The following is a 25,331-nucleotide window of genomic DNA, read 5'->3' as shown; positions in this document are numbered from 1 at the left end:
CTAATGGAAGAACCTCTTTTTGATAGGATAATACAATTAGTAAAGAACTTCTTATATACGTAAAAGTATAAAGATAATAATCCAGAAAAATCCTTGAATATCGCTGATAAATCAACCTTATTAGCTTCTCATTCTTACTGCATAAGGATAAATTGGATCTTTTAATTGAAATTCATAAGTAAGACCATCTACAATTCCAACTATTTTTTCGCTATCGTAAAGATCAAGCATAAATCCTGCCATTTCTTTGGCTGTATGGTATTTAGGAAGAAGTCCTTCAAACTTAACATTTTCTTCTAAATCATACGATACTTTTGCAAATTCAGTTTCAGTTGCAGCAGGAGCTAATACTTTTGCTTGCATGCTTGCCCCTTTTTCTTTTAATTCATGTGCAAGCCCTTCAGTAAAGGCACTTACATAGAATTTAGAAGCACAGTATGTGATTGCATTTCCAATAATCGTATAACCCCCACCTGATGAAACGTTAATTAATTGTGTTCCTTCAACTGTTGAATAGTCACGCACATAAAGAGAAGTTAAAATAGTTAAAGCCTCGATATTTAAATTAAGCATTCTCTCAATTTTAGTTAAATCTTGATCTCCAACTGATGCAAAATTGCCAAATCCTGCGTTATTAATCCACGTTTCAATTTCATATTCCTTTAAATCTTCATATAATGTATAAGCATTTTTTATATTTGATAAATCAACTGTTTTTATAACGACATCTAATTCTGCATTTACTTTCACGATCTCTGATTTTAGTTTTTCAAGCTCCTCAGTTCTACGTGCCACAATGACTAAATTTTTACCACGAGCAGCAAAAGCAAGTGCTGTTTCATATCCAATACCAGAACTTGCACCTGTAATAACTGTATATTTTTTCATTTTATTGCCTCCTAATATTTTGTTATACTAACAAAAATTGATTGTTAACTTTTACGGATTTATTATAGTGGTTAGAGCAAACTCTAAGTCAAACCTATTTTTTACACTTGATTAGCATTGGTTAAAAATGGAGGGTTTTATGTATACAATTGGCGAAGTGGCACAACTAGTAGGAGTTAGCACAGGGTAAATCACGTAAACACATAAAAAAAGGAACGCACATATTAGATGTGTATAATATGTGCGTTCCTTAATTAATTGTTATTGAACTAACGCCCCCGTTACTTTGGTACTCAGGAAGAATAAACATTGGACTTATCCAATGCTCCTTCTATGTAGAAAAAAACTTTAATCCAGTTTGATTGACGACTTCAGGCCAGCTTAACTTTAACCTGCGACAAATGGTGGTACTATATACTTGTCCTTTCCTCTTCAACAAATCATAATCCCTTTGGTTGGTTGAACCAATCCGCAGCAATTCTGTTTTCAACTCTCCAAGTGTCTCTTGTCTTGTTTTCAATCTACTCACCTCTTTTTGATTTACAAAAAACGAGCCAGAAAGATTGATAATGCATGTCTCCGCTTTAAAATGTTTTTTAGGAGCGGATTATATTTGTAATACAAAATATTGAGATGTCTAACCATTTTCATCTATATAATCAATTACCAGCCTATTCTTTTTAAGATCAATGAATAAAGTACTTTAAGGGGTAAATCAATTTTCTGAATACTAAGCCCTGCTTTCTGTAACGCTACTTGACTGGCAGGTACCGACCCCATTCCGATGATAAACACTCTTTTGCGTTTTTTAGTTCCCTTAACCTTTCTTTGATCAACTCAATTTGTTCCTCGGTAATAATAAAATCCTTAAGACGATCCTCAAAATGAGCAATTCGTCTTTCTAATTCCTCTATAGTAAAGCTATTAGTATTCTTCATAAATCTTCCAACTCCTTTTATTTGGTGGAACCCCTGGAATTTCTGGTGCCAATGCAACGTATATTGCTTTTAAAGCTTCCAAGGGAAATTAACAAAGAAGGGCCAACAAGGCCCCCTCTATTAGGAATTAAAGTTACAATTTTACAACTTTAGATTAATAAGTAAGATTTAATACAGTTACTTTTTCACGCGTCATCGATTCAATGCTCTTGCGGATACCTTGCGCACCCATTCCGGATCCTTTTACACCGATAAATGGGAAATGATCCGGGCCGCGTTCGGTACGTCCGTTTATTTGAACTGAGCCTGTTTCAATTTTATTCGCAATCGCAAATGCTTTATTAATATCTTTGGTAAAGACACTTGCCTGTAAGCCAAATTCAGATTCATTCGCAATTTTGATCGCTTCTTCATCAGAGGATACACGGATTATTGGAAGCACAGGTCCGAACGGTTCCTCCCAAGCTACGGTCATGTCTTCTGTCACATGATCAAGAAGAGTAGGGTAAATTAAATTGTGTTCACGCTTATTTCCTGTTACAAGGTTTGCGCCTTTTTCAATGGCATCCTCAATTAATCCTTGAACAAAGTCAGCAGACTGTTTATCAATTAACGGTACAACCGTGCTGCCGTCTTCCGGGGAACCTACCACCAGTTTTTCAATTTCTTCTTTTAAAATCGAAGCAAGCTCGTCCGCAACACTGTCATGAACTAATACGCGTTTAATCGCTGTGCAACGTTGACCGGAATAAGAAAATGCACCGCTGATAATATGTTTCGCCGCTTCATTTAAATCAGCATCTTCACGCACAATACCAGGATCTTTCCCACCAAGCTCAAGTACAAGTGGAATCATGCCCGCTATTTTCGCTAAGCGAGTTCCGGTATTTGTTCCGCCTGTAAAGGAAATCATATTAATTCCTTTATGCTCCACCAAGTAATCACCAATAACTGAACCACGACCTGTCACGATATTGACAAGACCTTTTGGAAAGTTTGCTTTGTGAAGAGCCTCAATCATTTTTATCCCGCTGATCGCGCCTTGTGTAGCAGGTTTAAAGATGACTGCATTCCCGGAAATAAGTGCAGGTGCCAGTTTAGCAGCAGCTAAATTGACCGGATAGTTAAATGGAGGGATGGCTAGGACTATTCCAAGTGGAACACGATCAACAATCGCAATCTTAGACTTAGAACCGCCCGGGAAGCTATCTCCCTTTAAACTCTCTCCTTTCATATGCATCGCTTCTTCTACCGTGTATCGAATGAAACCGGCAGTACGTACGACTTCACTCTTTGCATCATTAAAACTTTTCCCAACTTCTTTCATAATGATTTCAGCAATTTCCTCTTGCATGTTTTCTAATTCATCTGCCCATTGATACAAAAATCTTGCCCGGTCTTGAAGTGAAGTATCTGCCCAATTTTTTTGGGCTATTTGAGCATAATAAATTGCCTCATCTACCTCTTCAGTTGTAATCGCCGGTACTTCTCCAAGCACTTCATTAAGATAAGGTGACGTGATTTTAATTGTTTCACCAGACTTACTTTCTCTCCATTCCCCATTTATATAAAAAGGATAAGCTGTTAAGGATAATACGTTTGTTGGCATAATAAATCCTCCTTGAATTTTTTAATATATTTTGAATATATTGCAACAAAATGGATAGGGACATAATTTATCCCACAATGACATAAAATGTCCCGGTTGGTGTAAAAAAATATTCTTGTTACTATTTTATTCTTGCAAGATCAGTCATTCCTTCATTGGGACCATTTTAGATTATATTTTTTTAATCTTTCAATTTTCCCATTTCCATAAAAGATTGGAATCTTACCAAAAGTATTATGGATTATATTTAGAAAAATAAAAATAGTTTCTACAAAAGATATCAAAACATTACAAAAATAGACAAAATTCAATTATTGTAAATCCTAACTATCCATAGATCAAAAATTCTAAGAAAACTAATAGTATGCCCTTCAAATTCATATAGCCATTTTATATTACATTTTCGGTGTTTTATATAAAGAATAGATTTAAGAAAGAATTGTCGGTTCTATTATTTTTAGTCCAAAATTTTCATGTATCGCTAAAATATGGACAGAAAATGTTGGATATTGTCGAATCTTACAGAGGGGGTAAATGGTCATAGGCCACATTCAGTGTCAGACATGATCTTCCCGTTAAGACAGCGACAGAGGGAATAGGAGAAATAGTGAATATGACGAACGATTTATTTGTGAATGGTGAATTAGCTCGTAACAGGAAAGAGACTCATGGAAAAAGCAAGCAGACAAAAAGTGCACCAGAGTTCACTTCGAGGATGGAAAAACGCGAATATGATCAGCGAGTCAATTATTTTGATATTCGCAATGTATTAGATATTAAAGGATTCCTAAAAGATATTCGTGACAATTGGAATACATATGTGTCACAGGTGAACCAAATGATTCAAAAAAGTCCTGTAAAAAATCTCGTCGTGACCGGAATTTTTACCATTGTCCTTAGCTTTATGGCCAGCACTGCCAATGCGGCATTTATAGGGGAATATACCTATCAGGTGAAAAGTGGGGAAAAAATTGAAGCGATTGCGGCTGCACATGGAGTAACCCCGCAAGAAATTTTAGAAGCCAATGGGCTGAAATCCATTAACGGGAAAAAGATTCTATTACCAAAAGTACATAATCGAACGGTGAATGCTACAACCCTAAATGTTCGGTCACATCCGACGACAGCAAGCAGTATCATAGGAACCTATAAAAAAGGGGAAGTGGTCAAGGTTTCATTCGTCGAAAACGGTTGGGCAGGCATTCTGATCAAAGGAAGAGTATGTTTTGTGAGTGCTGCGTATCTCACCACACCAGGGGAAACGACGAAGCCAGCTGTTACGCAAGCCAAAACCATGTATGTCAATGCGACAACATTAAAAGTGAGAGACGCTGCCTCTATAAGTGGTACGGTCATAGGAATGCTAAAGGTAAACGATCGAGTGGCGGTGAGATCGTCTAGTAAAGGGTGGGCTCAGATTGAATTCAACGGCAGGGCAGCATATGTTAGTGAAACCTACTTAACTATGAACAAACCAGCCACAGCCATTCCAAGTTCAGAGGTGTATGTGATCAAGCCCGGGGATACGTTTGTAAAAATCAGTAAAGCCTTGAATATCTCAGTCGCATCCATTCAAGCACTCAATCCAACCGTAGACCCAGCCAAGTTGAAAATCGGGCAAAAAATTAACATCCCTGCCACTACGAATCAAATAACAGTATCAGCACAACTTCAAGCCGTAGACACGAATGGGACATTTCGTTTTAGTACGGACAATGGAAACACGTATACGGCCAAAGCATCAGGTAAGTTGATAAAGGAATTAGCAGGCCATTTTGGGCAAAAAGTATCCCTAACCCTTGAAGGGAAACGGGGTCAACAAATGACTTTACTTTCTGTTCAATAAATAAAGTTGAAATTAATAGGCGGAGAATTTCCGGTTATTGTTGAATGAGGATGCTCAAGAAGCTGATATAAGCGGAGAAATTCCGCTTATCTGCTCAAAATAAGGAAAAATCCAAGGGTTTGAAACAAATAACAGGAAAAACTCCCCTTATTCTTAAGGAAATATAGGTATTTCCCAATTTAGGCGGAAATTCTCCGCTTATTTTTCCTATGGGTCTGTTGATCTCCGCCGCCGCTCCACCAGCCCCGAACCCGCCACCGTCCCTCACTCCCGCCGCCTAGCCATAACAACCCGATTTCTCCCCAGTTGTTTCGCACGATATAACGCTTCATCAGTGACCTTAACCAATTCTGAGAACTGCTGGGCGTTCGTGGGGAAATGACCAATCCCGATCGACACGGTCAGTGGTTCTCCAATCGGACTACTGGCATCCTCGGCTGTTCTTCGGATACGTTCGGCAATCGTTTGAGCGACCGCTGGATCCGTTTCGGGAAGAACGATTAAAAATTCATCTCCGCCTAAACGGAAACACCAATCACTCTCCCTAGTCGCTTTTTTCACTAATTCGGAAAGGTATATTAACACTTCATCTCCCATTTGATGCCCGTTTTGGTCATTCACCGTTTTAAAATAATCAACATCAAACAAAATAATCGAGTACATGTCCAACTCACTGACCCTTTTTTCTAACGAGCGCCGATTATAAAAACCTGTCAATGGATCGAGATTCGATTCACTCTCCGCAGAAGTAAGTTTCTTCTGGTAAAAATCAACAGCTACCAAAAGTGCCCGTTTTAACTCCTTTAACTCAAAATACCAATTCGGAATACGAGGGGGGAGGGGTGGACGGATGGCTGGTCATTTCTTTTGCGTAGACCGCTAAATTTCGGATCGGATTCACAATTTTATTCAAGATGAAGAAGGATAGGGCAAATACTAAAATGAAAATGGGAACAGCATTGATACCTACTTGTTTGGCCATATGAATCGTTGGTTCGATAACGGCTGTTTTAGGCGTTTGGGAGATAATGCCCCACTTACTCGTGGATGTAGAGGAAGCGTAGCCCGCTAGCATCGGAATGCCTTGTGTATTCGTCACCTCTTGACTGCCGTTTTTCCCCTCCAGGACTTGCTGCACCACTTTGTTTTCTTTTACGTTTTCATTTATTCGATCCTGATCGGGGTGATAAATGATATTCCCTTCCGAATCAACGACATAGACATAGGAATCGTTTTCGTGTTTGGGATGCTGACCAAGAACTCTTTTCAGGCTGTTTTCCTTTTGTAAATGGATGGTTCCGGACAGAAAGCCCTTATACGACCCATGATCATCAAAGACAGGGGCAGAGATAAGCAAAATTAAATTCCCCGACACACCCACATAAGGTTTCGAGATAAACGGTGCCTTCTGTTTCAACGCCTCCTTTGAGCCAATGCTCTCCAATCGTTTCCCCTCTAATGTCCGATCGGGTGCGGAGGCTACGATTAGTCCGGTATCATCCACAAAGATTGTCGAATTAAAAAAGGTGGTTGAATCCAATATCCGCTTGATCTCATGGTAAATGAGTTCAGAATCTGCCGTTTCATATTCTTTTCTATGGGACTCCGTCGTTAGGATTTGAAGCATATTGGTAAAAAGATGATCTGTGGTAGTCGCCAATTTTTGAGCGTAATATTGATTCTCGGTTAAATAATTTTCCTCTAAGTTGTTTTTACTGACAATCACACTCGAAATCACACTGGCGGCGATGGTGCCAATCATCGCAAACGCCAGTAAGCTTAAAAAAAGAAGTTTTATACTTAATCGAAACGGTTTCCTCATATCTCTTCACCACTATATAAAGTGTCATTTATCGTCAAAACAACCGACTAAAATATAGCATATTGTCTTTATCATTCCGGTAAGGGGAATTTGTATACACGAATTATTTTTATAACAAAATAACCGAGTTTCTTCTATTATAAATGTGATCAACTGGTATCGTTTTCATCCGCGAATTTTCCTCACTAGTCCGGATAACGTATTCCTTTCACACAGCTGGAATCATTTTGCACGACGATGGGGAAAATATAACCTAAATTCGTCGATTGGATGGGAGGGAAGCTATGCACGCACTATTAACGGTTGTCCTAATTAGTATGGCCTTTTGGAAGGGCGATTGGAGACATTGGCAGAAATACATGACCACCATTTATTATGTGAGTGTATGCAACCTCCTTTACAATGTATTGTGCAAAGATCATATGCTCTGGGTTCACCAACCGGATCTAATCCCGGACTCACATACAATGGTTGATTTAATTTACACCTTTATCATTCTCCCGGCGATTACCTTGTTATTCCTAAGCCATTACCCATTTAAAAGAGAAATAGGAAAGCAAGTTCGCTATATTTTTTTCTGGGTCGTTGGTTCGCTGATGGTTGAATTTCTATTTCATAAAATGAACCGGATTATTTTGCAAAATGGCTACCGTTATTGGATGGAGCCGTTCTTTTATACCGTGATGTACTCGATGATTCGTCTTCACTATTCCCGGCCGTTTCTTACATATGGTATCTCAATTGTTATCATTGTATTTCTCCTTCGTTACTTTCACATTTCGATTAAATAAGGGCAAAATCAAACTTGCAGTAACTACGATAAGAGAGGTCATAGGGAATGTCAGTCGATTACACGGTAATAATTCTTATGTGGGTCATTGGGATCTTTATGTATATTTTCTTTACTCCAAAAAAACGGTACAGAAAAGTGGCAGTTACCGCCCTGATCTGTCAGTCGCTGCTGTGGCTGAATTCACTGGTCCATGTCGAATTCAATCTGATTGCCTTTCCGGTTCGTGAGTTTCCGAAAGCGACAGACCTGCTAATTACGACGGAGTATTTCTTCTACCCGCTCCTTTGTGGGTTCTATATCGCTTTTGAGCCCAAACATTCACTCCGGATTCGGCTCATCTATTTGTGCAGTTGGATTTCGATCATCACGCTTTATGATTATATCCTAGTGAAGTATACAAATCTGATTGAATACGTGCACTACGCCTGGTATTTTACCTGGATGGATTTCTTTTGTATCTTTGCGGTCACGAATTTCGTCTATCAATGGTTTTTTAAGAATAAGAAGCTTTTTCAAATGGAACAGGAGGCAGTGGAATGAAACTGGAATGGTGGATTTTACTTGGTGTTTGGCTGCTTTCCAGTGGTCTGCTCTTTCTGATTCCGAAACAGAAACTCCGCCTGGCCGTAACCTCCTTTGTATTTATGCAGGCGGTCACCTGGATGTTTGGACTCATCGTGGTGGAATATGGTCTGCTAACGTATCCCGTCAGATTATTTGCAAAGGCCAACCGTGCGAGTTTTACGTATGAGTTCTTTGCCTATCCAGCGGTTGCGGTCATCTTTAATGTGTTTTACCCACACCTCAGCAGGAAGGTCTTAAAGTTCTTTTATTATGGTGCCTATTGCACGGCCTTGACCATACCTGAGGTTCTGATTGAAAAATATACAGACTTACTTGAGTATCACCATTGGACATGGTTTTGGACATGGATTACGTTGTTTCTCACCTTTATGATCTCGCGCGGGTTTTGTGTATGGTTTTTCAAGGGGATTGTAAAGGAAATGGAGTAGGTACGATCGCACTTTAAGGTGTCTTTCCCAAAAAGAACACTCGATGGGTCCGGGAGATAGGAACGGTTGGCCAACTGAATCAAACGCAGATCGGCTCTAAATTGATAAATAGTAGATATTTACTTATTTGTGTTGTAATTCCTACCAATTATCTATTTCCTCTTCAATTTTTTGTAAAAAGGGTGTTTAATAGTATAGGTAATCGTTCATTAGACATAAAAACAAAATAACTGACAAAATACTGATATATTCACCAAGTTTTTGTAATAAATATGATATAATGGAAAATGTTTTGTAACACATATTTAGGAGGACGAAATGGAAGAGACTATTAGTTTAAAAGAGTTGCTCGAGACATTGAAAAAACGATTAGTGTTAATCGTGTCGATAACTGTAATTGCTGCCATCATTAGTGGAGTGGTTAGTTATTATTTCTTAACCCCGATTTACCAGGCTTCTACACAAATTCTTGTGAACCAAAAGAAAAATGAACAATCCTTATACCAATCGAATGAAGTACAAACAAACCTTCAATTAATTAATACCTATAACGTCATCATCACAAGCCCAGCCATCTTAGATATTGTTTCCAAAGAACTTGATTTAGACATGACCGCTTCTCAATTAAAAGCGAAGATTACCGTTGGAAGTGAAAAGGATTCCCAAGTAGTAAACTTATCTGTGCAGGATCCAGATGCGACCGTAGCTGCACAAATTGCCAATAAAACGGCTGAAGTTTTTAAAAGAGAAATTAAAGATATCATGAGTGTCGATAATGTGAGCATTCTGGCAAAAGCAGACGTTTCAGAAAATCCATCTCCAATTAAACCAAGACCATTATTAAACGTGGCGATCGCACTTGTTGTTGGTTTAATGGCGGGTGTTGGCCTTGCGTTCTTACTAGAGTACTTTAATAATACGATTAAAAACGAACAAGATGTGGATAAGATCTTAGGTCTTCCAATCCTAGGTGTTATTGCAACCATTGATGATCAAAAGATGGATGAGGCGGCGGCACGCCGTGCAGTGAGAAATTCTACAGGAAGAGGTGGAAACATTGGCGCTTAAAAAGAAGAAATTGAACAGTAAAGACGCAAGCCGTAAGCTAGTCACGGCGATCGATCCCAAGTCACCGATTTCTGAGCAATACCGGACGATTCGAACAAATATCCAATACTCTTCTGTAGATGAAGAATTAAAAGCGATCATGGTTACTTCTTCCGGACCTGCGGAAGGGAAGTCGACGACAGCGGCAAACCTTGCTGTAACGTTTGCTCAGTTGGGCAAAAGGGTTTTATTAGTCGATGCGGACTTACGTAAGCCAACCGTGCACCATACATTTGGAATGAATAACTTATTTGGTTTTACGACTGTATTAACAAAGCAAAGAGAACTGGAAAAAACCGTTCTTGAAACACAGGAAAAGGACTTATTCATTTTAACGAGCGGCCCGATTCCACCGAATCCTGCTGAACTATTAAGCTCAAAATCAATGGAACTATTCATTGAAGAGGCGAAGTCTCAGTTCGAATATATTATCTTTGATACCCCGCCATTGTTAGCGGTAGCTGATCCGCAAATCCTTGCCAATCAGGTAGATGGATCAATTTTGGTTATATTTAGTGAGAAAACAGAGATCGATCAAGCGAAAAAAGGTAAAGAATTACTTGAGCATGCTCAAAGTAAATTACTTGGTGTCGTCTTGAATCATAAAGAAGTACAGAACGGTGACTACTACTATTATTATGGTTCTAAGTAACAAATTTCGACAAATTCCGCCTCAAATCTATGTTACTATGAAAAATGTCGGTGGAAAATAACAGTTTATTGGAAAGTGCGTGTGACCAATGATTGATTTGCATAGTCATATATTACCGGGCTTAGATGATGGGGCAAAGAATTTGTCGGAAAGTGTCAATATGGCCAAGAAGGCTGTTGAACAAGGAATTCATACAATAGTAGCTACACCGCATCATTTGAACAACCGTTATGAAAACCCAAAACAGACCATTATAGATAGAGTTAGAGAATTAAATAAGGCGTTACTAGAAGAAAAGATAGATTTGTATGTACTTCCAGGGCAAGAAACCCGGATCCATGGCGAAATGGTGGAAGGCTATGAAATAGGCGAAATCTTACCAATAGATAACACACAATATGTATTGGTAGAGTTTTCGTCTGGCCATGTCCCGAGATACACGGAGAAGTTGTTTTATGATTTGCAGACAAAGGGACTCATTCCGGTGATCGTTCATCCGGAACGAAACCAGGAAATCATCGAACGACCGGAAGTTCTTTATCAGCTTGTGAAAAAGGGAGCACTGTCTCAAGTCACGGCTTCAAGTATTTGCGGAGATTTTGGAAAAAAGATTAAGAGTTTTTCAATGAAATTAATCGATGCAAACCTTACTCATTTCATTGCATCGGATGCTCATAATACGAGTAATCGTACGTTTAAGATGAGAGAAGCTTTCGATATCGTTCAAGGTAAGTACGGAATTGATATGGTGTATTTATTCCAAGAGAATGCCGAGCTAGTAATTGAAGATAGTCATATCTATAAAGAAGTTCCTGAACGAATTAAAAAGAAGAAGTTCTTTAATATATTTTAGCCAACTAAGCCGATGAGAGTTTACAGATTATTAGGTTACAACTTTATCAGGCTAAATCGCCTGATCGGCGACGCCTCCTGTCCGATATCAATGGGGGCACTCGATTGTGCTGTGGGTTCCTTGGGGGACCTTAGACGCCTGTCGTCAAGAGCATGATGTGAGGCCGGGTTAGATGCCCGATTACTAATAAAACAATAAATATCTAATGAAAGAATAAGTGTGAAAGCACTTGCAATTCCATTAGATATTTATTTTTTTGCCTCTTTGCTTTAGTAGAGGAAAGAGTTCAGTAGATAAACAAATGAATTATTGGGGGAATTAACAGTGAAAAGAGTCAGAAAGGCCATTATTCCAGCTGCAGGGCTGGGGACGAGATTTTTACCTGCAACAAAAGCAATGCCGAAAGAGATGCTTCCCATCGTTGATAAGCCGACCATTCAGTACATAGTGGAAGAGGCTGTGGCATCTGGGATTGAAGATATTATCATTGTAACCGGTAAAGGGAAACGTGCGATTGAAGATCATTTCGATAATGCCGTGGAATTGGAACAAAACTTAATCGAGAAAGAAAAGTATGAAATCTTAGAAAGAGTTCAGTATGCGACAAATCTTGCGGATATCCATTATATTCGCCAAAAAGAGCCAAAGGGGCTTGGTCATGCTGTCTGGTCAGCACGCAACTTTATTGGTGATGAACCATTCGCAGTCCTTTTGGGAGATGATATTGTACAAAGTGAAACTCCTTGCCTAAGACAGTTGATTAATCAATATGAAGAAACATTTTCATCAGTAATTGGTGTGCAACAAGTAGCTGATCATGAAACAAATCGTTATGGAATTATTGATCCGTCAAAAAAGGATGGAAGACGCTATCAGGTTAATAATTTTGTCGAAAAGCCAAAACTAGGTACGGCACCATCTAATTTAGCAATCATGGGCCGCTATATCTTAACTCCGGAAATCTTTATGTTCCTTGACCGTCAGGAAAAAGGGGCAGGCGGCGAGATTCAATTAACAGATGCGATTCAACGCTTAAATGAAATCCAACGAGTATTTGCGTATGACTTTGAAGGCCAACGATATGATGTTGGTGAAAAGTTTGGTTTTGTGAAGACAACGATTGAATTTGCTTTGCAGCATGATGACCTCCATGACGACATGCTAGATTACCTAAAAAATCTAGTTTCTTCATTAGATAAAGAAAAAGTAATGTTATAGAGAGAAGGAAGGGGTCGCGGTTGTCGAATCTGGCAAATCAAGAAGTATCTTATTTAGAAAACCAGGAATTACTTGTTAATAACGGAAAAACATATTTATTAACAAAAAGATTAATAGATATTGTTGGTTCTTCATTTGGAATTATTCTTTTAGGTTTCCTTTTTATTATTATTGCTATATTAATTAAAATCGAAGATCCAAAGGGAGCAATTCTGTTTTCACAGAAAAGAGTTGGACTGAATGGAAAAGAATTTAAAATGTATAAATTCCGTTCGATGATATCCAATGCTGAGGAAAAGTTACAAGAGCTATTAAAGCATAATGAAGTATCTGGTGCCATGTTTAAAATGAAGGATGACCCAAGGATCACTAAAATTGGTAAGTTCATTAGAAAAACCAGCATTGATGAATTGCCCCAACTATTCAATGTTTTAAAAGGGGATATGAGTTTGGTTGGTCCCCGTCCACCGCTTCCTAGAGAAGTTGCTGTTTACTCTGACTATGACAAGCAGCGCTTATTAGTCACACCAGGTTGTACAGGACTCTGGCAAGTAAGTGGGAGAAACAGTGTAGGGTTTGAAGAAATGGTGGAATTGGATCTTCAATATATCCGTGAACGTTCCTTCATATATGATTTAAAAATCATATTAAAAACCGTCCTAGTATTATTTGGATCAAAGGATGCATTCTAATATCAGTTAATGCAATCTGAACACAGATTAGAGGATTGCATTCAGGCAGGAACTAATTTAATTTAGTTGTATCATAGATTTTAGAAGACTGAAAAAAGGGGATATCTTTATAGTTTAAAGAAAAACTTTCTTTATTTAGCGAAGGCATATGGAGTCACCTTCTTTTTATTCTTGGTATGTTTCTAACTTACTTAATACAAGGATTTGGGAGGTACTCCTTTTTTAATGTCTTAAAACACATTAATCTGTGTCATCTAATGTAAGGGGTAAAAGTTACTAAATTGCATTGTGTGGCCAGGACTTTTGGATGTGTAGAAGAGAAGACTATAAATGAAATTAATAATAGTAGAAATTAAACGTTTTATACCAGTAGATAAATAAGTTTTACAGTATTACTGAAAAATATTAAATCATTTTGTTTTTATTATTTCTTTTAATACAAGAAAGGATTAATGAAGAATGGAAAGTGTATCAAGTAACAAAAGGATGAAGATCTGTTTTGCAGCATCGTCTGGTGGACATTACGAACAATTGATGATGCTTAAGCCTTTGATGAGTAAATACGATAGTTTTGTGATTACAGAGAAAACAACATATGCAGCACAGGCCGAAGGGGTAAAGACTTATTATGTGAAACAGGTGAACCGAAAAGAGAAGATGTGTATTCCGAACCTTTTTCTGAACTCTATAATTTCTTTCTATATTTTTATTAAAGAAAGACCAAACGCAGTTATATGTACTGGTGTGCTTGCCATGATACCAATGTGTCTATTCGCGAAGCTGTTTAGAAAGAAGCTTATTTATATAGAGTCCTTTGCAAAAGTAACATCACCAACTGAAACTGGTATGCTTATGTACCGGTATGCTGATCAGTTCTATGTACAGTGGGAAGAAATGTTAAAGATATATCCAAATGCCATATATCTTGGTGGAATTTATTAATCTTTCACTCATTTAAGAGATGAATTCACGAAAATACATTCTGCGAGGAGGAAAGTAAATGATATTTGTGACTTTAGGTTCACAAAAGTTTCAATTCAACCGTTTATTGATTAAGCTAGATGAGTTGGTAGGAGACGGGATAATTCGAGAAGATGTGTTTTCTCAGATTGGGTATAGCGATTATAAGCCCCAACATTTTAAATATAAAGAATTTCTAGATAGAAACGAGTTTGTTACTAAGATGGATGAGTGCAATGTTGCAATAACACATGGAGGTACCGGGGCCATTATTGGTGCCATGAAAAAAGGAAAGAAGGTAATTGCAGTTCCTCGATTAGCACAGTTTGGAGAGCATGTGGATGACCATCAAACGCAGATTCTTAAACAATTTGATGGCATGGGGATGATTTCCGCCTGCTATGAAGTCGAAAATTTGGAGAAGCATTATAAAAATTTACAGAAAACTGAATTTAATGGATATCAGTCTAATACGAATACAATTATCAAGAGCATTGATAATTTTTTAAGATTTGAGTAAGGAAGTGCTCGAGTGAAGAAATTAAATAAATATATTGAATTTATTACAACAAAGTTTAGAACTTTTTTTAAGCAAAGTTATTTCAACGCTGAAGGTGTTACTCTCAAGTATATGTTTGATAAATGTTCTTCTTCAAAAGATATAGTTGTAATTTTTAGCGCATGTACAAGAAAAGGTATTAAGGCTAGGTACAATTATGTTAGAACATTGAAAGATGTTGAGGTAAATAAGCTATTTATTCTAGATGATTTTGGAGTTGATAGTAGAGGGTGTTATTACTTAGGTGTAGCTCCAGAATATCAAGTTGAAAAGGCCACTAAACATTTGATTGAAATGATAACTAAAAAGGTCAATGCTGAAAAGGTGATCTTTTGTGGATCTAGTAAAGGCGGATGGGCAGCATTAAATTTCGGAATAGAGGTAGAAAATTCGGTTATTATAGCTGGGGCTCCTCAGTACTTGCTTGGGAATTATCTGAATTGTAATGCTAATATGCATATATTGGATTATATTAACGGTAAAGGAAATATTGAAGAAAGTGTAAATGATTTGAATAAATGGTTGAAATATAAAATTGAGAATAAGGAGATAGTGAAAAATCAGACCATATATTTACATTATTCTGAACATGAACACACTTATGAAGAGCATATAAAATTTTTGATTAGTGATCTCGATAAAAGTGGGCTCTCGATGTCGAAAGATGTTAAAAATTATACAGACCACTGGGATGTAAGCAAATACTTTCCTGAGTTCTTAATTAAATCAATAGATATGGAATTGATAAATAAATGAAAGTCTTAATGATAGGGAATCATCCAAATGTTAAGGGTGGCATTACCAGTGTAGTTTCGCAGTTGTTAAAACATGATTGGAAAATAGACGGAGTGAATATGAGATTCATTCCAACATATATTGAAGCTAGCTCAGCCAAGAAATCACTATACTTTGTTCTGGCTTATGTGAAAATACTGTGTTCACTTTTAATCTTTAAACCAGAAGTGCTTCATATTCATATGTCTTACAAGGGCAGTTTCCACAGAAAGTATTTAGTTCACAAACTTTGTAAAATATTTTGCAAGAAGGATATTATCCATCTTCATGGGTCGGAGTTCAAAAAGTTCTATGATGAATCGGAGGACAAGGTTAAAACTAAGATTAGGACACTGCTTCGAGAATGTGATTCTATGATTGTACTTGGTGACGAGTGGAATAAGAGAATAAAAGAAATTGAGCCATCTACTAAGACGGTTGTTATTAGTAATACAGTAAGAATTCCACAGGATACAGTTCACTGGAGTGATGAGTGTTTCCAAGTATTGTTCCTTGGTGTTCTAATCAAGAGAAAAGGTGTCCATGATTTGTTGAATGCTATCTCACTTATGAAAAAGTGTGGAATTAATAATATCAACTTCGTTATTGCAGGTACAGGTACCGAAGAAGAAAACCTCAAGAGACAATGTAATGAAATGCAACTATGTGACCGCGTCGAGTTCGCAGGATGGACTGTTGATCAGAAAAAGATTGACCTATTAAAGCAGAGTCATTTGTTAGTTCTACCTTCATATAATGAGGGCTTACCGATTGCTATTCTTGAAGCTATTAGTTACGGCCTTCCTGTTGTCAGTACAAAGGTCGGCGATATCGCTTCAGCTGTTGTTGATGGTAAGAATGGTTATCTAGTTGAGCCAGGTGATGTAAGTGGTTTGGCAAAAGCAATGAGTAATATTGTAGCTGATAAAGAACATTATAAAGCGATGGTAAAGACTTCTAAAGGATTAGCTGAAGATAAGTTTTCTGCTGGGAAGTATTTTGATCTAATAAAAAAACTGTATTTTGATTTATCCGAGAAGGATTGAACATGGGAAATAAAACAATAATTGATAAAATGACTAAATAATTAGAATAAAAACTGACTCATAATTGGAAGTAAACTTTAGTTAGAACGTGGAGTAGAGCAGAATTGGTTCATTATTTCTTATTATTATTCAGAATTAGACGTAGTTGTTTATAGATATACAATAAAAAATAATACTGCCTTGATAAAAGAATAGTAGATAGTCAGTTTAATGTGGAAATTGAAGCAGACATTTTTAAGTTAAATCCTAAGAAGAATATACTAGTAAAAAAATTATACAGGTAAGATAGAGTTTAAATTAAGCAAAAAATATGTAGTCATTATGACTTCAGAAAGTGAACAAAAGGATGAGTATGGATTTAAAAATTAAGATTTCAAAGAAAAAGACTAATATAATATATTTTATTATTGCTTTTTTTATGGTTAGCGGTTTCTTGATTAACGATTTAAGATTTCCTAGATTTATAATTTATATCGCGGATATTTTAAATATTTGGTTATTTATTAATGCGTTCCATTACTATGAGAAAAAAAAAGGATATGTATGTGATAGAGAGGTAATAAAGCCACTTACAATAATTGCTCTGTTCTTAATGCTCTCTATTATTAGCCTGATTTATAATACGTCTTCAATTGTAACGTATTTATGGGGGTTTAGAAATTACTTTAGATTCTTTATGTTTTTCTTTAGCTGCGCAGTGTATATTACAAAGAATGACTTCGATAAAATTGTAAAAATGTTATATTACCTAATTCTCCCTAATATTGTGGTTGCTTCATATCAATACTTTGTATTAAAAGCTGATGGAGATCACACGGGTGGATTGTTTGGATTTGTATCTGGTAGTAGTGCGTCACTAAATATTTATCTAATTATTATGTGCATATATTTTGCACTTAAATATTTACGAAATGAGTGTAAACTTAGTCAATTTGCTTATATTGTAAGTGCAGCATTTTATTTGGCTGTTATAGGCGAATTGAAGGTGTTTTTTATTGAGTTTATCATAATAATTGCATTGGCGTTTTTACTAAGTAAAAAAGCGTCGTTTAAATCAGTTATTTTGGTAGCAGGTGCATCTTTTATTTTAATATATGCTAATACTTCTCTAAATTCAATACATGAATATACATTCAGATCGGATAAGTCGGGTGGCATTCTATCTATTACCAATTTAATGGAATACTTATCAAGAGATTCTGGCTATGTAGGTGATGGAGATCTGAATAGATTTACAGCAGTTCAAATTTTGCATAAAATGTTCTTTTCAAATGATCTAATTGGCTCGTTATTTGGATTTGGATTGGGATCGGCAGATTATTCTTCATCAATTTCATTTTTGCAAAGTCAGTTCTATCTAAATTACAATTCATTACATTATCAGTGGTTCTCATCTTCTTTTTTGTTTATAGAATTGGGGTATATTGGAGTTGTACTTTATTTATTGTTTTTTATTTTAATTTTATGTAAAGGAATTAAATGCTTTACAAGAGATAATGATAATAGATTTTATGGTGCTTTTATTATTATTATGATACCCATGTGTTTCGTTAATTTTATATATAATATCTCGTTGCGAACAGAGAGTTCAGGATACTTAATATTCTGTATTTTATCGGTAATGTATGTTCTTCAAAAGGAGAATAACGTGTTTACGAATGAAAAAGTAGGTTTATAAATTTAATAGGGGTAAGATATGAAACCATTAATAAGTGTAATAGTACCAGTGTACAATGTAGAAAAATATGTTGGAAATTGTTTGAATTCAATATTAGCTCAAACATATGAGAATATCGAAGTAATTGTTGTTAATGACGGAACAAAAGACAATAGTGCTGTTATTTGCGAAGAAATAGCAAAAAGAGATTCTAGAGTTAAAGTACTTCATAAAATAAATGCCGGATTAGGCTTTGCTAGAAATACTGGTCTTGATGCGGCAAATGGTGAATATGTAGTTTTTATAGATTCGGATGACTTCATAGATAAAAATATGATAGAAAAATTGTATACTGCACTAAGTGAAAATAATGCTGATACTTGTTATTGCGGGTATAGGCGTTTTTATTCCAGTGATAAAATTATTGACTTTCCAGCGTATTACAATAATGAATTATTTGTTGGAGAAGAAATCATTGAAAAAGTATTGTTGGAAATGATTGCTTCTGAACCACATGTAAAAACTGAAAGATTATTATCTATGTCAGTATGGCATGCTTTATACTCTATGAAACTTATAAAGAAATACAATCTGCGTTTTCCATCTGAGAGAGAGTTTATTTCAGAGGATATAATTTTCCATATAGCATATTTACAGAAAGCAAATAGAGTTTATTTTATCCAGGATTCATTATATTTTTATAGATGTAATGAGGGTTCGTTAACACAAGTATATTTAAAGGATGAATTCGAAAGACATAAAAAATTGATCAATGAAATTAATTTTCGTCTAAAAGAATTTCTTCCTTCTAAGAAGTTCATGTTGAGAACACAAAGATACTTTTTAGGACGTGTTAGAAGTTGTCTGGCAAAGGAAATTGCTTTCAATGAGAAAGAAAAGTCGAGAGATTTTAAGAGTAATATGAATTTAATATTAAACGACGATATGGTACGAAGTACTATCGACGCCTATCCATATAACCGAAATAAATTTGTCCTTAGAGTGTACAACCACATGATTAAAACTAAGAATATTACATTGATTACACTCTTGACAAAAATACGTGAAAAAGTATAAGTCAGAAAAGTGGTGAAATTGATGATCAGTACCAGAAAAGAGTTAAGAGATGTACTTAATTATGAAAGGAATATTTACTGTTCCAATCGTTATAGTAAACATGATTATTTAAGAAAAAGGATTCTAAGTGATCCTTTTTTGCAAATATGGAAGTTCGTGAAACTTCTCAGAAAATCAGAATACCATTACAATAACAGAAATAAAAATGTTTGGCATTGTATTTGGTGGTTGTTTTATGGCAGAGAGAAGAATAAGTTGGGCACTAAACTTGGAATTGAAATCCCAGAAAACACATTTGATAAAGGATTATTGATTTGGCATAGTGGAAATATCGTTGTTAATGCGAGAGTTAGAGTGGGAAAGAATTGTGTATTACATGGTGATAATTGTATAGGTAATGGTGGAGAAAACAAATCTGCTCCAATACTAGGAGATAATGTTGATGTAGGGGTTGGTGCCAAAATAATTGGTGATGTGCAGCTGGGTAATAACATTAAAATAGGAGCAGGGGCTGTTGTTGTAAAAACCTACAACAGTGATGGAGTTACTTTAATTGGTATACCTGCACAGGTGAAAAAGCAATGAAGTTAAAAAGGATATTTACGATCTTAAACTTTTACAGAACGATATTTGCCGTAATTTGGTTTCACGTGTCATCGAATAAAAAAAATATTATAGAGGATATGTATGCTTATGACTTCTATAGTAAAGGAATCAATAATTTAAATAATAAATTGTCGTATTTATTGATTAACAGTAGAACTTTTAGAACTATTTTTATTTATCGGATTAAAAATATATTTATCCAACAACTATTTAAAATACTTTTTCCACCAATGAAAGATTTAGAAATAGGTGGAAGTATAGAAGGCGGGCTTTGCATTTACCATGGTTATGCTACTGTAATACAACCACACAAAATTGGAAAGAACTGTAGTATATGGCAGAACGTTACGATTGGTAGAAGACCTAGAGAAGGTAGGGATATTGATAGCCCCACAATAGGTAATAACGTAAATATTTACACAGGTGCAATTGTCATAGGTGGCATTAACATTGGAAATAATGTTGATATAGGTGCTGGTTCAGTAGTGACAAAAGATATTCCAGATAATTGCTCTGTAATTGGAAATCCATTTAGGGTGATAAAAAAGGAGAGTTAAGTAGTAGTATGATTCCTAAGAAAATTCATTACTGTTGGTTTGGTGGTAAAGAACTGCCTAAAAAAGATAGAATGTGTATTGAAACCTGGAAAAAGTATTGTCCAGATTATGAAATAATTGAATGGAATGAGTCTAATTATGACATAAATAATTCCGAATATATGGCTGCAGCGTATAAAGAAAAAAAATGGGGCTTTATTCCAGATTATGCGAGATTCGATATTATTTATCGTGAAGGCGGTATTTATATGGATACTGATGTTGAATTGATAAAGCCTTTAGATGAATTGCTAGAAAATAAAGGCTTCATGGGTTTCGAGGGAGGTATGTGGATAAATGGAGGTATGGGATTTGGAGCGGAGCCAGGGAATCTCGTTATGAAGACTTTAAGAGACATGTATAACGATTTCCAGTTTTATTACGAAGATGGAAGCTTAAATCTTACTCCAAGTCCTTTCTATATAACTGAACAATTAGTGCAAATGGGTTTGAAAAAAGATGATTCTATGCAAGATATTGATGGCGTGAAAATTTATCCGACTGAATATTTCTCTCCCAAAAATTATGAAACTGGGAAAATTAAAATTACACCAAATACTATAAGTGTCCACCATTATAATGCTTCATGGACATCTCTTGGATATAGAATTAAATTGAGGATTGCTAGATTAATTGGAACTTCAAAGTTTGAAAAATTGGTTGATCTTAAAAATAAATTAAAATGAGGAAGTTCTAAGACTCATTAAATGATGTAAAAGAAATTGCACTGTCTTTTTATAACTTTTCAAAAAATCCCCAATCAAAATGCTGATACATGCTTTTTATTGGCTATCTGATTCAGGAGCTATGGAAATAAGTTCTCTATTTATTCCTATAAGTTAGAAAAATTTTTATAATGGCAGCATAACCAAATACTAATACTAAGTAATTGAAAAAGATGGTAAAATTTTTTTGCTTTCATCAAAGTGAAAATGGAGAATGACATGGAAGAGATAAAAAAGAAAAAAATTTGTTTTGTAAGTGGAGATATTTCTCGCTCTGGTGGAACTGAAAGAGTAGCTTTGCTGATAGCTAATGAGTTATCAAAAAGAGGATATGATATTTGTTTTTTAAGTTTTTGGGGAGGAGAAGAAACATTTTTCTATAAAGAACCTTCTATTAAATTATTTACATTGTTAGATAAAAAGATAGAGGGAAAATTGTATAGAACATATGCATATCCAATTTGGAAACTCCATCGGTTTATTAAAAAAAATCATATTGATTTAATGATAGATGTAGATCTGCTTCTTGCAAATTATACAACGTATGCAAAAAGGGGAACAAATTGTAAATTAATATCGTGGGAACATTTTAATTATCAGCACACACTTAAAGAAAAAAAAAGAGTTAATGCTTTAAAATTGGCTAAAAAGCATGCAGATAAAATTGTTGTGTTAACGCAATACGATTACAACTCGCATATTGCAAAGGGTGGGATTAATAAAGAACAAATACAATATATTTATAATCCAACACCTCTTAATATTGAAAAGCATAAACAACATGGAAATAATTTAGTTTTATGTGTTGGAAGGTTAACACATCAAAAAGGCTTTGATTTAATGCTTAAAGCATGGGAACAAATTGAAAAAAATATAAGGAATTGGACACTTGCTATTGTTGGTTCAGGTGAGGATGAAATGATGTTAAAGAATCTTGCGAAATCATTGGATCTTCAAAATGTTAAATTTGTACCACGTACACAGAATATTAGTGAATGGTATGAAAAAGCGAATATTTACGCAATGTCCTCTAGATATGAAGGCTTTCCGATGGTACTGTTAGAAGCTAAGTCTAAAGGTCTTCCAATTGTTTCGTTTGACTGCAAAACCGGGCCAAGAGAATTAGTACGCGACACTATTGATGGATTATTGGCTAAAGATGGAGATGTCATCGACTTATCAGTAAAACTCCAATTAATAATGAAGCAAAAGAATTTAAGAGAAAAATATAGTTCCGAGGCTACAGATGATATAAAAAAATATTCAGTAGCAAGAATTACCGATATATGGGAAGTGTTACTTGATGAATTACTTTCATAGTATATCTTTTAAGAAGAAATAAACGTGGTATCGTTAGCTAGGTATAGGAAGTGGTGGTTAACATGAATATTGCAATTATTAGTCCTGGTTTTTTACCAGTACCTGCTATAGAGGGGGGGGCTGTAGAAGTACTTACAACGGACATTATTGAAGGAAATGAAAAATCTGAAGGTATAATCTTCGATGTATATACTGTAGCATCCAGTAAGTTAGATGACATAAAGTACGAGCATTGTAATATAATTCAATTAAAACTGGGAATGTCAATTAAATACTTATGTAAAGTTGTCAATTGGCTGTTTAGATTGAATAGGAAAAAGGAAAGATTTAATCCTTTACAAACTAAGCTTCTTATTGAATTAAGAAAAAGAGATTATGATTTGGTACTGGTAGAAAATAGTATGCAATTTTATGAGGTTATTTATAAATTTACAAAGAATAAAAATAATTTAATATATCATATGCATAACGATATAGATGGTATTTCAAAGACTGAGGCACTTTGTGAAATGATTATCGATACTTCAAAAAAAATATTAGTGGTCAGTGATTATTTAAAAAGACGTGTAAAGGCTGTAAAAGAACACGGTGAAATACAGGTTTTATATAACAGTGTAGATTTAAGCCAATTTAATTTAGATAATTTTACAATAGAAAGCAGAAATAAATTGCGTCAAAAGTACAGCATTAGTGAAAATGATATTGTCTGTATGTATTCTGGCAGAATCAATAAGGATAAAGGTGTTAAAGAGTTATTAGAGGCATATAAGCATGTCTGTAAAAAGAATAAGAATGTAAAATTGGTTATTGTAGGAAGTTCGTGGTTCAATCAAGTTGATAGTGATGCTTATCTTGATTCACTAAGAGAAATAGCTAAAGAAATGCCGAATATAATATTTACTGGTTATGTTTTTCCTGAAAAAATGCCAGAGATACTATCAATAGCAGATATTATCATTATACCATCTAAATGGGAAGAACCATTTGGAGTCGTCGCCTTGGAGGCAATGGCAATGAAAATACCAATGATTGTAACTAAATCTGGTGGGTTAATTGAGGTTGTAAATGAACAATGTGCTTTACTAATAAGTAAGAATGAGAATATGATTTCTGAACTGACCGTTGCTTTAGATAGATATATAAATTGTCCTGAATTAAGAAAAAGAATGGGATTCAATGGATATAAATATCTTATTGAAAGAAGAGAATTTCACAAGAATAACTATTACTATAATTTTAAAAAAAAAATGGATATCTGAATGTAAAAGCACCTTTGACGTGCTTCATTTTTTTGTCTTTTTTGAAGGAGCCTGTAAATTTCTATTTCAATGTGTGATTTACCGAAATTTATTGGCAGCTGTTATAAAAGCCTGGACTTTGGCAAAATGTAAAGAAATATAAAAAGATTAATTTAAGAAATAAGTAGTGAGGTAATCATGAATAAAAAAGTTTCAATTATTATTCCTGTTTATAATTCTGAAGATACTTTAAAACAATGTGTTAACAGTGTTTTACAACAAACATATCAAAATATTCAGGTTATTTTGGTTGATGATGGTTCAAATGATTCAAGTGCAGAAATCTGTGATCATTTTGCGAAAACCGACAAACGTGTTGAAGTGATTCATATGAAAAACAGTGGAGTATCTTCCGCGAGGAATATAGGAATAAAGTGTGCTACCGGAGAATATATGCTTTTTTTAGATAGCGATGACTATTATGATGAATGTGCATTAGAAAAGATATTGAATTTTAACGGAGCAAAGGAAGTTGATTTAGTAATATTTGGATACTCAGAAATCAGTGAAAATAGTTGTAAACGTGTTATATTCCAATCAGATGATAAGGTATGCTCTAAAAAAGAATTCTTAATTAAAACCCTTGATATTAATTGGGAAATGTATTTTAATGTGCCGTGGAATAAGATGTACAAAACAAGAATTATTAAAGAAAATAACATTATATTTGATTCATCTATGACTCTTGGGGAAGATGCTGTATTTAATAATAATGTGTATATGTATGCTAATAGAATAGTTCTGGCAGATATGTCATTATATAATTATGTGACTACAAACGAAGGATCACTTTCAAGAAATAAAAAGCCTACTATAGATCTATGGGAAGTATATTATCGAATTTTTGAAACTTATGTTTTAATTTTTAAGGCTCAAAATTTGTATGAGAAATATGAAAATGAAATAAATTTTCGTTATCAATTATATATTTTAGGAATGTTGAAAAATTTTCAATATAATATGTTAAATAAAAGAAATAGAGAGAGTATTAGTGATTTGAGAATAATTGGCAATTGCCTAGATAAAAAACGTTTAGGTCAACTACTTAATGTTGATATTACATCGAAGATTTTATTAACCTTAATTAGGTACTCACAATATAAAGTAGTTATACCTATACTTTGGATTAGGATTAAAAAAAGATTATATATTAATTGAGTTAATTTCATAATTGTTTTTTTGAATTATTAGGCTGACCGAATTATCAAATGCAATTTTTTATAAAATTAGGCAGCCAATTTCATTTCTCTCATTTGCTTGTTGATTCGATCTACAGCCAGTT

General features: G+C 34.9%; 27 protein-coding genes. 21 read left to right on the top strand and 6 right to left on the bottom strand.

Annotation, left to right across the window (positions count from 1 at the left end; all coding sequences use genetic code 11):
* Positions 1-120: 120 nt before the first annotated feature.
* The 4 genes from M3610_RS12235 to M3610_RS12220 form a co-directional block, all read right to left on the bottom strand.
* On the bottom strand, positions 121-888 hold the full coding sequence (locus M3610_RS12235; RefSeq protein WP_251459449.1) for an SDR family NAD(P)-dependent oxidoreductase: 768 nt from the start codon (positions 886-888) through the stop codon (positions 121-123).
* A gap of 331 nt (positions 889-1,219) precedes the next feature.
* A complete protein-coding gene (locus tag M3610_RS12230; protein WP_251459448.1) occupies positions 1,220-1,408 on the bottom strand; it encodes a hypothetical protein in 189 nt (62 codons plus the stop codon).
* A gap of 232 nt (positions 1,409-1,640) precedes the next feature.
* Positions 1,641-1,826: a hypothetical protein gene (locus M3610_RS12225; RefSeq protein WP_251459447.1), complete on the bottom strand. Its 186-nt coding sequence runs from the start codon at positions 1,824-1,826 to the stop codon at positions 1,641-1,643.
* 154 nt (positions 1,827-1,980) lie between these two features.
* Positions 1,981-3,435 (bottom strand): NADP-dependent glyceraldehyde-3-phosphate dehydrogenase, encoded by a 1,455-nt coding sequence (locus tag M3610_RS12220; RefSeq protein WP_251459446.1) that lies wholly within the window; start codon positions 3,433-3,435, stop codon positions 1,981-1,983.
* Between the two features lie 613 nt (positions 3,436-4,048).
* Between M3610_RS12220 and M3610_RS12215 the strand changes: the two genes are divergently transcribed.
* Positions 4,049-5,281 carry an SH3 domain-containing protein gene (locus M3610_RS12215; RefSeq protein WP_251459445.1) on the top strand — a complete coding sequence of 411 codons (1,233 nt, stop codon included), beginning with the start codon at positions 4,049-4,051 and terminating at the stop codon, positions 5,279-5,281.
* A 264-nt stretch (positions 5,282-5,545) separates the two neighbouring features.
* On the opposite strand, the gene M3610_RS12210 is transcribed toward M3610_RS12215, so the two are convergent.
* Complete coding sequence (locus M3610_RS12210) at positions 5,546-6,064, bottom strand: GGDEF domain-containing protein (protein WP_251459444.1); 519 nt, start codon at positions 6,062-6,064, stop codon at positions 5,546-5,548.
* Between the two features lie 25 nt (positions 6,065-6,089).
* On the bottom strand, positions 6,090-7,103 hold the full coding sequence (locus tag M3610_RS12205) for a cache domain-containing protein (protein WP_251459443.1): 1,014 nt from the start codon (positions 7,101-7,103) through the stop codon (positions 6,090-6,092).
* A 284-nt stretch (positions 7,104-7,387) separates the two neighbouring features.
* On the opposite strand from M3610_RS12205, the gene M3610_RS12200 reads away from it, so the two are divergent.
* The 20 genes from M3610_RS12200 to M3610_RS12105 all read left to right on the top strand — a co-directional run bounded on the left by M3610_RS12200 (position 7,388) and on the right by M3610_RS12105 (position 25,207).
* Positions 7,388-7,894: a CBO0543 family protein gene (locus M3610_RS12200; protein WP_251459442.1), complete on the top strand. Its 507-nt coding sequence runs from the start codon at positions 7,388-7,390 to the stop codon at positions 7,892-7,894.
* 47 nt (positions 7,895-7,941) lie between these two features.
* Positions 7,942-8,436, top strand: coding sequence for a CBO0543 family protein (locus M3610_RS12195; RefSeq protein ID WP_251459441.1), 495 nt, complete (start codon positions 7,942-7,944; stop codon positions 8,434-8,436).
* Positions 8,433-8,909 carry a CBO0543 family protein gene (locus M3610_RS12190; protein WP_251459440.1) on the top strand — a complete coding sequence of 159 codons (477 nt, stop codon included), beginning with the start codon at positions 8,433-8,435 and terminating at the stop codon, positions 8,907-8,909. Before M3610_RS12195 ends, M3610_RS12190 begins: the two co-directional genes overlap by 4 nt.
* 318 nt (positions 8,910-9,227) lie before the next feature.
* A complete protein-coding gene (locus M3610_RS12185) occupies positions 9,228-9,977 on the top strand; it encodes a YveK family protein (RefSeq protein WP_251459439.1) in 750 nt (249 codons plus the stop codon).
* On the top strand, positions 9,967-10,668 hold the full coding sequence (locus M3610_RS12180) for a CpsD/CapB family tyrosine-protein kinase (protein WP_285851112.1): 702 nt from the start codon (positions 9,967-9,969) through the stop codon (positions 10,666-10,668). Before M3610_RS12185 ends, M3610_RS12180 begins: the two co-directional genes overlap by 11 nt.
* An 88-nt stretch (positions 10,669-10,756) precedes the next feature.
* Positions 10,757-11,521: a tyrosine-protein phosphatase gene (locus tag M3610_RS12175; protein ID WP_251459438.1), complete on the top strand. Its 765-nt coding sequence runs from the start codon at positions 10,757-10,759 to the stop codon at positions 11,519-11,521.
* Positions 11,522-11,845: 324 nt separating this feature from the next.
* Positions 11,846-12,739 (top strand): UTP--glucose-1-phosphate uridylyltransferase GalU, encoded by an 894-nt coding sequence (gene galU, locus M3610_RS12170; protein ID WP_251459437.1) that lies wholly within the window; start codon positions 11,846-11,848, stop codon positions 12,737-12,739.
* Between the two features lie 29 nt (positions 12,740-12,768).
* The gene (locus M3610_RS12165; RefSeq protein ID WP_285851136.1) at positions 12,769-13,431 is read left to right on the top strand and encodes a sugar transferase; all 663 of its coding nucleotides are present in this window, start codon (positions 12,769-12,771) and stop codon (positions 13,429-13,431) included.
* Between the two features lie 459 nt (positions 13,432-13,890).
* Positions 13,891-14,373 carry a PssD/Cps14F family polysaccharide biosynthesis glycosyltransferase gene (gene pssD, locus M3610_RS12160; RefSeq protein WP_251459435.1) on the top strand — a complete coding sequence of 161 codons (483 nt, stop codon included), beginning with the start codon at positions 13,891-13,893 and terminating at the stop codon, positions 14,371-14,373.
* Positions 14,374-14,431: 58 nt separating this feature from the next.
* Positions 14,432-14,911: a PssE/Cps14G family polysaccharide biosynthesis glycosyltransferase gene (pssE, locus tag M3610_RS12155; protein ID WP_251459434.1), complete on the top strand. Its 480-nt coding sequence runs from the start codon at positions 14,432-14,434 to the stop codon at positions 14,909-14,911.
* Positions 14,912-14,923: 12 nt separating this feature from the next.
* On the top strand, positions 14,924-15,706 hold the full coding sequence (locus tag M3610_RS12150; RefSeq protein ID WP_251459433.1) for a hypothetical protein: 783 nt from the start codon (positions 14,924-14,926) through the stop codon (positions 15,704-15,706).
* The gene (locus M3610_RS28510) at positions 15,703-16,770 is read left to right on the top strand and encodes a glycosyltransferase family 4 protein (RefSeq protein WP_396953646.1); all 1,068 of its coding nucleotides are present in this window, start codon (positions 15,703-15,705) and stop codon (positions 16,768-16,770) included. The genes M3610_RS12150 and M3610_RS28510 overlap by 4 nt, the downstream gene beginning before the upstream one ends.
* A gap of 346 nt (positions 16,771-17,116) precedes the next feature.
* Entirely contained in the window at positions 17,117-18,448 is a 1,332-nt protein-coding gene (locus M3610_RS12140) for a hypothetical protein (protein WP_251459431.1), read from the top strand.
* Between the two features lie 18 nt (positions 18,449-18,466).
* On the top strand, positions 18,467-19,504 hold the full coding sequence (locus M3610_RS12135) for a glycosyltransferase family 2 protein (RefSeq protein ID WP_251459430.1): 1,038 nt from the start codon (positions 18,467-18,469) through the stop codon (positions 19,502-19,504).
* Between the two features lie 21 nt (positions 19,505-19,525).
* Complete coding sequence (locus M3610_RS12130) at positions 19,526-20,089, top strand: LbetaH domain-containing protein (RefSeq protein ID WP_251459429.1); 564 nt, start codon at positions 19,526-19,528, stop codon at positions 20,087-20,089.
* The gene (locus M3610_RS12125; RefSeq protein WP_251459428.1) at positions 20,086-20,667 is read left to right on the top strand and encodes a serine acetyltransferase; all 582 of its coding nucleotides are present in this window, start codon (positions 20,086-20,088) and stop codon (positions 20,665-20,667) included. Before M3610_RS12130 ends, M3610_RS12125 begins: the two co-directional genes overlap by 4 nt.
* A gap of 8 nt (positions 20,668-20,675) precedes the next feature.
* Entirely contained in the window at positions 20,676-21,392 is a 717-nt protein-coding gene (locus M3610_RS12120; RefSeq protein ID WP_251459427.1) for a glycosyltransferase family 32 protein, read from the top strand.
* Between the two features lie 258 nt (positions 21,393-21,650).
* Complete coding sequence (locus tag M3610_RS12115; protein ID WP_251459426.1) at positions 21,651-22,751, top strand: glycosyltransferase family 4 protein; 1,101 nt, start codon at positions 21,651-21,653, stop codon at positions 22,749-22,751.
* 62 nt (positions 22,752-22,813) lie between these two features.
* On the top strand, positions 22,814-24,010 hold the full coding sequence (locus M3610_RS12110) for a glycosyltransferase family 4 protein (RefSeq protein WP_251459425.1): 1,197 nt from the start codon (positions 22,814-22,816) through the stop codon (positions 24,008-24,010).
* 177 nt (positions 24,011-24,187) lie between these two features.
* Positions 24,188-25,207, top strand: a complete 1,020-nt coding sequence (locus tag M3610_RS12105) for a glycosyltransferase family 2 protein (protein ID WP_251459424.1) — start codon at positions 24,188-24,190, stop codon at positions 25,205-25,207.
* Positions 25,208-25,331: the final 124 nt, after the last annotated feature.

This window comes from Neobacillus sp. MER 74, from assembly GCF_023714155.1.
Note: the sequence above shows the minus strand (reverse complement) of the source record. Positions and strands in the feature narration are given on the sequence as shown.

What these genes read in the sequence shown, in the direction of transcription:
- M3610_RS12175 (WP_251459438.1), top strand. Translation starts at nt 10,757, where the DNA reads ATGATTGATTTGCATAGTCATATATTACCGGGCTTAGATGATGGGGCA.
- M3610_RS12200 (WP_251459442.1), top strand. Translation starts at nt 7,388, where the DNA reads ATGCACGCACTATTAACGGTTGTCCTAATTAGTATGGCCTTTTGGAAG.
- M3610_RS12185 (WP_251459439.1), top strand. Translation starts at nt 9,228, where the DNA reads ATGGAAGAGACTATTAGTTTAAAAGAGTTGCTCGAGACATTGAAAAAA.
- M3610_RS12205 (WP_251459443.1), bottom strand. Translation starts at nt 7,103, where the DNA reads ATGAGGAAACCGTTTCGATTAAGTATAAAACTTCTTTTTTTAAGCTTA.
- pssD (WP_251459435.1), top strand. Translation starts at nt 13,891, where the DNA reads ATGGAAAGTGTATCAAGTAACAAAAGGATGAAGATCTGTTTTGCAGCA.
- M3610_RS12135 (WP_251459430.1), top strand. Translation starts at nt 18,467, where the DNA reads ATGAAACCATTAATAAGTGTAATAGTACCAGTGTACAATGTAGAAAAA.
- M3610_RS12235 (WP_251459449.1), bottom strand. Translation starts at nt 888, where the DNA reads ATGAAAAAATATACAGTTATTACAGGTGCAAGTTCTGGTATTGGATAT.
- M3610_RS12220 (WP_251459446.1), bottom strand. Translation starts at nt 3,435, where the DNA reads ATGCCAACAAACGTATTATCCTTAACAGCTTATCCTTTTTATATAAAT.
- M3610_RS12195 (WP_251459441.1), top strand. Translation starts at nt 7,942, where the DNA reads ATGTCAGTCGATTACACGGTAATAATTCTTATGTGGGTCATTGGGATC.
- M3610_RS12120 (WP_251459427.1), top strand. Translation starts at nt 20,676, where the DNA reads ATGATTCCTAAGAAAATTCATTACTGTTGGTTTGGTGGTAAAGAACTG.
- M3610_RS12110 (WP_251459425.1), top strand. Translation starts at nt 22,814, where the DNA reads ATGAATATTGCAATTATTAGTCCTGGTTTTTTACCAGTACCTGCTATA.
- M3610_RS12215 (WP_251459445.1), top strand. Translation starts at nt 4,049, where the DNA reads ATGACGAACGATTTATTTGTGAATGGTGAATTAGCTCGTAACAGGAAA.
- M3610_RS12115 (WP_251459426.1), top strand. Translation starts at nt 21,651, where the DNA reads ATGGAAGAGATAAAAAAGAAAAAAATTTGTTTTGTAAGTGGAGATATT.
- M3610_RS12190 (WP_251459440.1), top strand. Translation starts at nt 8,433, where the DNA reads ATGAAACTGGAATGGTGGATTTTACTTGGTGTTTGGCTGCTTTCCAGT.
- M3610_RS12105 (WP_251459424.1), top strand. Translation starts at nt 24,188, where the DNA reads ATGAATAAAAAAGTTTCAATTATTATTCCTGTTTATAATTCTGAAGAT.
- M3610_RS12225 (WP_251459447.1), bottom strand. Translation starts at nt 1,826, where the DNA reads ATGAAGAATACTAATAGCTTTACTATAGAGGAATTAGAAAGACGAATT.
- pssE (WP_251459434.1), top strand. Translation starts at nt 14,432, where the DNA reads ATGATATTTGTGACTTTAGGTTCACAAAAGTTTCAATTCAACCGTTTA.
- M3610_RS12130 (WP_251459429.1), top strand. Translation starts at nt 19,526, where the DNA reads ATGATCAGTACCAGAAAAGAGTTAAGAGATGTACTTAATTATGAAAGG.
- M3610_RS12125 (WP_251459428.1), top strand. Translation starts at nt 20,086, where the DNA reads ATGAAGTTAAAAAGGATATTTACGATCTTAAACTTTTACAGAACGATA.
- M3610_RS28510 (WP_396953646.1), top strand. Translation starts at nt 15,703, where the DNA reads ATGAAAGTCTTAATGATAGGGAATCATCCAAATGTTAAGGGTGGCATT.
- M3610_RS12140 (WP_251459431.1), top strand. Translation starts at nt 17,117, where the DNA reads ATGAGTATGGATTTAAAAATTAAGATTTCAAAGAAAAAGACTAATATA.